Annotated in this window: 6 protein-coding genes; 5 read left to right on the forward strand and 1 reads right to left on the reverse strand. The window is 32.1% G+C overall.

Features of this window, described 5'->3' with window-relative positions; genetic code table 11:
- The first annotated feature begins 367 nt into the window (after positions 1-367).
- Genes ABD792_RS01175 through ABD792_RS01195 form a run of 5 tightly spaced genes read left to right on the forward strand, consistent with a single transcriptional unit; the run spans position 368 to position 5,663 of the window.
- The gene (locus ABD792_RS01175; protein ID WP_425568091.1) at positions 368-574 is read left to right on the forward strand and encodes a helix-turn-helix transcriptional regulator; all 207 of its coding nucleotides are present in this window, start codon (positions 368-370) and stop codon (positions 572-574) included.
- On the forward strand, positions 575-1,786 hold the full coding sequence (locus ABD792_RS01180; protein WP_345003877.1) for a DNA cytosine methyltransferase: 1,212 nt from the start codon (positions 575-577) through the stop codon (positions 1,784-1,786). It begins immediately after the preceding gene.
- The gene (locus ABD792_RS01185; protein WP_345003878.1) at positions 1,779-4,295 is read left to right on the forward strand and encodes a sensor histidine kinase; all 2,517 of its coding nucleotides are present in this window, start codon (positions 1,779-1,781) and stop codon (positions 4,293-4,295) included. Before ABD792_RS01180 ends, ABD792_RS01185 begins: the two co-directional genes overlap by 8 nt.
- Positions 4,292-5,005, forward strand: a complete 714-nt coding sequence (locus tag ABD792_RS01190) for a serine--tRNA ligase (protein ID WP_345003879.1) — start codon at positions 4,292-4,294, stop codon at positions 5,003-5,005. Before ABD792_RS01185 ends, ABD792_RS01190 begins: the two co-directional genes overlap by 4 nt.
- Positions 4,998-5,663 carry a hypothetical protein gene (locus tag ABD792_RS01195; protein WP_345003881.1) on the forward strand — a complete coding sequence of 222 codons (666 nt, stop codon included), beginning with the start codon at positions 4,998-5,000 and terminating at the stop codon, positions 5,661-5,663. Before ABD792_RS01190 ends, ABD792_RS01195 begins: the two co-directional genes overlap by 8 nt.
- Before the next feature lie 181 nt (positions 5,664-5,844).
- Here ABD792_RS01195 and ABD792_RS01200 read toward each other — a convergent pair whose 3' ends face one another.
- Positions 5,845-6,738 (reverse strand): reverse transcriptase domain-containing protein, encoded by an 894-nt coding sequence (locus tag ABD792_RS01200; protein ID WP_425568090.1) that lies wholly within the window; start codon positions 6,736-6,738, stop codon positions 5,845-5,847.
- Between the last annotated feature and the right edge of the window lie 44 nt (positions 6,739-6,782).

Consider the following 6,782-nt stretch of genomic DNA (forward strand, 5'->3'; position numbering starts at 1 on the left):
TACGAATACTTAAAGGTAGCCAAAAGTGAGATTATTTCACCTGAAAGCTACCTTTAGGTTTAGTTCAACAAGGTGTATAATTAATTGCGGCTGAATTTCCTCAACGGAAATTCAATCTTATTAATTATCTTTCCGCACAGCGGAAAACGACTCGCGTCCTTTCCCGCAAAAAATCATACACAAATACGTTGTACGCAAGCTGAAAAAAGAGCCAACCCACGTTTAAGCACATTTCATTTTGCTCGTGCCTCACAAAACAAAAAGAGCTTTCACCTCCCCACCACCACCCTAAAATAATCAGAGTAATAGTAAATATTATTCCTAATAAGTTAATATATTTGTGTAAAACACAAAGAAATTGGCAAAGGTGGAAATCAACAGGATTAAAGTAGCTCTAGCTGAAACAAGAAGAAAAAACAAATGGTTGGCTGAACAAATCGGAAAAGATGAATCAACCGTTTCTCAATGGTGTACGAATGCTAGACAACCATCACTTGAAAACCTATTAAGAATAGCTAATGTACTTGATATTGATATTAGAGAATTATTAAACTCAACCAAAGAAGCAAGTTAAATGAACAACCCCAAAACATACATAGATTTATTCTCTGGTTGCGGAGGGCTTTCACTTGGATTACATAATGCAGGTTGGAAAGGAACATTTGCAATTGAAAAAAGTGAAGATGCCTTTAAAACTTTAGAACATAACTTAATTAAAAAGAAAAGGCATTTTGACTGGCCAAATTGGTTAGAGCAAAAACACCACGATATAAATGAAATTCTAGAAAATAATTCGAATGACCTAATTAAGTTAAGAGGAAAAATAGATTTGGTAGCAGGTGGACCGCCTTGTCAGGGATTTTCAATGGCTGGAAGAAGAATCGAAAATGACTCTAGAAATGACTTAATTAATTCCTACATAAAATTCATTGACTATGTAAAACCAAAATTAATATTCTTTGAAAATGTTAAAGGTTTCACCCTTGGTTTCAAGAATAATGACAAAAAAGGTAAAGCATACTCAACATATGTGGTTGAACAACTACAAAATTTAGGATATTCAGTAAAAGGACAGTTAATAGATTTTTCTAAATATGGAATTCCTCAAAAACGAACAAGATTTATTTTAGTCGGAATTCAAAATGATTTTCTCAAAGAGAATCCATCTATAAACAAAGAAAGTTTTTTTAATGGAATTCAAAATAACAAAGAAGCTTTTTTAGTAAGTAAAAATCTTACTCTGAATCCTACTTTAGAAAACGCAATTTCTGACTTACTACAATCTAACGGAGTAATAGAATCTGAAACACCTAAATTTAAAGAAGGAGTTTATGGAGAGCCTTTATCAAATTATCAAAAATTTGTCCGAAAATATAAAAGAAAGAGCAGTAGAGTCGATAGTCATCGATTTGCAAAACACACAGAAACAATAAAAGCTAGGTTTAAAATTGCATTGGACGAAAAGCTTACAAGCTCTGCATATAGAGAAAGGTTTCAACTTAAAAAAAGTAGCACCAAAATACTTGAAGCAAATAAGCCGACACCTACAATTACAACATTACCAGACGACTATATTCACTACTGTGAACCAAGAATTATGACAGTTCGTGAGTACGCAAGAATTCAATCCTTTCCAGACACGTATGAATTTAAAGGGAAGTATACTACTGGTGGTAAAAGAAGAACGCAAGAGGTTCCAAGATATTCACAAATTGGAAATGCTATACCACCATTGTTTGGAGAACAAGCAGGTATAGTTTTAAAATCATTACTTAATAATGGATAAAGGAACTTTAAAATTTGATGTTAAAACTGGTATGAAAAATATCATTGGTAGAGATTTAATTACCGATGATTTCATTGCTATTTATGAATTAGTTAAAAACTCATATGATGCCTATGCTAACTATGTGAAAATCTCTTTTAATAAGGATGAAATTATTATTGCAGATAATGGCAAAGGAATGTCCAAAGTTGATTTAGAAAAAAAATGGTTTGCTGTAGCATACTCTGCAAAAAAAGAAGGTTCTGAAGACAATGATTTTCAGAGAGATCCTCATCTAAACAATTTAAAATCCAGAAGGTTTTTTGCTGGTGCTAAAGGAGTTGGGAGATTTTCTTGTGATAGATTAGGGTCCGAGCTAGAACTAATAACTTCTAAAGCAAATTCTCAGAAGACATTTAAATTAAATGTTGATTGGGAAGAATTTGAAAAAGATGCAGAACAAAGTTTCAATTCTATTAAAATTCCTTTTGAAGAAACAAAAAACAACAAAATATTTCCAAATAATAGTTCTAGTGGTACTATCTTAAAAATTCAAAATTTGAATTCATCTTGGGACCGTAAAAAAGTTTTTGAGCTACGTAGGTCTTTAGAGAAACTGATAAACCCATTTACTAAAGAAGATTCATTTAAAATTGAAATAAATACTTCCGATGATATTCTAAGTTTAAAAAAAGCAGATACAGAATTAAAAGTCAATGGTGTTATTGGCAATAGTATTTTAAAAATATTTGACTTAAAAACTACTCAAATTGACGTAAGCCTAAAAGGAGATTTAATCACTACAAAAATTATTGACAGAGGGTCATTAATATATCATATTGAAGAGCCTAATAAGTATAAACTTGTTTTAGATGACCTAGAAATAAACCTCTATTTTCTTAACAGAAGTGCCAAAATTAATTTTGGTAAGTTAATGGACATTGAACCTGTTAACTACGGGAATATATTTCTTTTTAAAAACGGTTTCAGAGTTCAACCATATGGAAATGTGGGTGATGACAGTTGGGAAGTCGATAACAGAAAACAGCAAGGATATAATCGGTTTTTAGGTACTAGAGATTTATTCGGAAAAGTTGATTTAATTACCGAAAATTTTAATGAATTTAAAGAAGTTTCGAGTAGAGATGGTGGATTGGTTCAAACCATAGGAAAAAAAATGTTGTTTGAGATTTTCTATGAAAAAGCTTTAAAAAGGCTAGAACGCTATGTTGTTGGTGTACTTTGGGGAGAAGCATTTAAAAGAAGAAAATATTTTTTAAACGAAGAAATTGCTGAATTACATCGTGTTAGTCTAAAAGATGATAAAGACAAAGATTCCTATGAAGATGCCCTTAAAAATATCGGTAGTAAAATAGATTTCGTCAATCTAATAAAAACTCTTAGTGATGATAATGATATTAGAATCATTAAGTACAATAAAGAACTTGTAAATCTAGTAAATGATAAATTAGAGGATGTACAGCCAAAATTTATTGTAGAATTAGAGAAAATTGCAGAAAAAACTAGCGACAAAGAATTACTAAATCAAGTAAAACTTACAGAGAGCAATTTTAATAAAATTATTCAAGAAAAAGAAGATGCTTTAAAAAGAGAGGAAGAAGAAAGACGTAAACGAATTGAAGCCGAAAAGAAAGCTGAAATTGAGAAACAAAAACGAGAAGCCGAAGAAAAGAAAAGGAAAGAAGCTGAAGAAAGAAGTAGGAAGGCAGAACTAGAAGCTGAGCGAAAAGAAAAAGAAAGAGCCTTGGCAGAATTAGCAAAATTAAAAGCTGAAAAAAAAGCAAGGGAAGAAGAAGAAAAAAACAAAAATTTATCTGACAAACTTACTATTGAGACAAAGAAAACTCAATACTTAACTGCAACTAGGAAGACTCTAAGCGATGATGCAGAACAACTTGTTCATTCAATCGACTTATATGTTGGGAATGCTTCTACCTATGTTAATGACCTACTAACTTCAAAACTTGATGAACAGACAAAGTCAAAGATATATTCAATCAAAAATAACATAGACAAAGCGATTAAAGTATCGCAGATAATTATTAAATCCAATTTCGATTATAAGTTTACAAACCAAAGAATTAACCTTCCAAAATATATAACTGAATATTTGAACGACATTAGTGTTTCAAGAGAAAAAATCAATATTACAATCGAAAATTTATTCGAGAAATACTCATTAATCAATCCAATAGAGTTAGATATTATAATTGACAACCTCGTCTCTAATTCAATTAAAGCTGAAGCTAAAAATATTCTAGTTGAGTTTTCAAAAGTCGACAAAAAATTAGAAATTCTTTATCACGATGATGGTATAGGTGTCTCTGAGTTGCTCACCAAAAACCCAAAATCTATTTTTGAATTAGGTGTAAGAGACTCAAAAGAAAAAGGTTCAGGAATAGGCATGTATGATGTACAAAAAAGAATAACAAACTTAAAAGGGTCTATTGATTTTATTGGAAACAATAAAAAATTAAAAGGAGCTTCATTTAAAATCACACTAAAATGAGTCAAATAGAATTAAATTATTTAGTGTTTGACGATGACCCTGAAGCTATTAATCAGTACCATAACAAGATTAAAATAAGCGGCTGTCTAATAACACCAATTGTCATAAACCCTATTGATTTTTATGATGCTGATACAAATGAATTCGTTATTGATGAATTCAAAGCAGAAGTCACTCAAAAAACTAAAGGAAGGAATATAAATCTGATTATTACCGATTGGAATATATTAGATAAAAACAATGAATTCCCTGGTATAAAAGGTTGGGATATAATTGAATGGGTAATTGAGATAAAAGAGAAATGGAAAAGTCGTACATTTTTAATCTACTCATCTGATATCAAAAAAGCTTCAGATTATGTCCTGCAAAAAATAAAAAAAGAAATTGAAGAGCAACCAGATGATATAATTCCTTCTTTAGAATTTATAAGAGAGATTATTGAGTTAAAAATAAAATTTTGCAAAAGAGATGAACAAAGATTTGAGGAAATAAAAACTCTTTTAAAACAATCAAATACAATTTCCAATGTAGTTCTTGATTCAATAATTTCATTTGATGAAAACACAATAGTAAATACAGGAAATGCCGATTATGATGGTAAGAGAATAGCAGATATTTTAGATCTTAATCATCAAGATATTGGTGGTTTGAAATTTATTCGGGAATTCATAGAACTATCAATCGCTCATTATTCTAATTTAAATGAATAAGTATAAAAGTGTTTTAATTGTCCATGCTTCAGATAATTCTACTTTATTTTTAAATAAATTCAAAGAAGAGTTTGAACATCTTTACTATTCATTTAAATCAGATGAAGAATCAATTCTAAAAGCAAAATCTTTAATTGGTGATTTAGAGCCCAAATCATTAATAGTTTATTTAGGACATGGTAGCTCTAGTGGTTTATATGAGCCTGACGATACTTTTGAATACAAAAAATATTTTCTTGACGCGACTTGGGCAAACTACTATTTCGATGAACACGATATATTTCTTTTAACTTGTAGATCAAGTGATTTTATTAAAAAGATTTATAAATCTAATTTTTCACTTGGTTTTGGAAATATAATAAGTTCAGAAGAAGAGTTAAAGCATCATAATCAGTATTCGGATTTAAAAAAAATATTGAATAAAGATGAAATTAATATATTCAATGGTATTTATGTTGAGTGTTCTATACGAATCATAAAGCTATTAATAAACGAAAAGATTAGGTTCTTGGATATTCCAAAGTATTTCCGTTTTTACTTAAACAAGGAAATAAACAGAATATTATTGAACAAAGAAAACGAAAATAGAATTGAATTATCAAGGTTAGTATTTGAATTAAGGAACCAAATTGAAACAAAGCAAAATTTAAGAGGTTGATACGAAAACATGTTCAACCATGTTCAAGCACATTGCAATCCTCGTTCCTGCGGTTGCAAAGAGCTTAAACGCCAACGCTGAATGAAAAAAAGCCAGCGTACAATCGAGTAGGCGGCCGTGAACGATAAGTCCACGGTGCACCTCTCACACCACCGTACGTACGGGTCGCGTATACGGCGGTTCAAAAATGATATTGACCTTTGTAGTATGTTAGCATACTTAGGTAGCCTCTTTTATGAAGTTTTGATTGCGTTATCGTGGTTCGCAAAATAGGACTTTGAGCTACTGCCCATCCTCCCATATTTGTTCTACTCCATGCATAGGCTTGCCCTTGGGGCACGCCCAACCGAATTAGGTTTTTCCGCTTTCGTTCGAGCTTCTTCCAGTCATGCCAAATGCAGTACCGTATGCGATTTCGCAACCATTCGTCCAACTTTTTGAGTTTCCCTTGTATGGAAGCTGGTTTAAAATAATTAACCCAGCCCCGTATTAGTAGATTTAGTTTACCTATGCGCTCATCAAAGCTCATGGGCAGCGTTTTCTTGGTCAAGTATTTCAGCGAACGCTTAAAACTTTCCCATTTGTCCTTAGCTACCACGGCTTGATATTTCCCTTTTTCGTTTTTCTTGTAGGTCGGCACAAATCCAAAGCCTAACATTGTAAACGATTGGGGGCGACACACCTTACTTTTGCTGCGGTTGATCGGTAATTTTAATTCGTCCCGTAGGTATTTGTAAACACTATTCCCTACTCGTTTTGCACTTGCCCTGCTCTTAACGTAGATGCTAAAGTCATCTGCATAACGTACATAACGCAGTCCTCGTTGCTCTAAGACCTTATCCAACTCGTTGAGCAGGATGTTGGACAGCAATGGACTTAACGGTGAGCCCTGTGGCACACCTTTCTTGCGCTTATGTAGCTTTCCGTTAATTTGGATGGGCGCTCGCAAGAATTGACGGATTAATTTTAGCAAGTAAACACACTTTACCTGTTTGTATATCAGTTCCAAAAGGATATAGTGTTCCACATTATCGAAAAACGACTCTAGGTGGCTATTTCGGAGTGACCATGCCACGTATTTCGGTCAAACAGTGCCACTTTGAGAGATCCTGCAATGAT

This window comes from Snuella lapsa, assembly GCF_039539345.1.
Classification (GTDB): Bacteria; Bacteroidota; Bacteroidia; order Flavobacteriales; family Flavobacteriaceae; genus Snuella; species Snuella lapsa.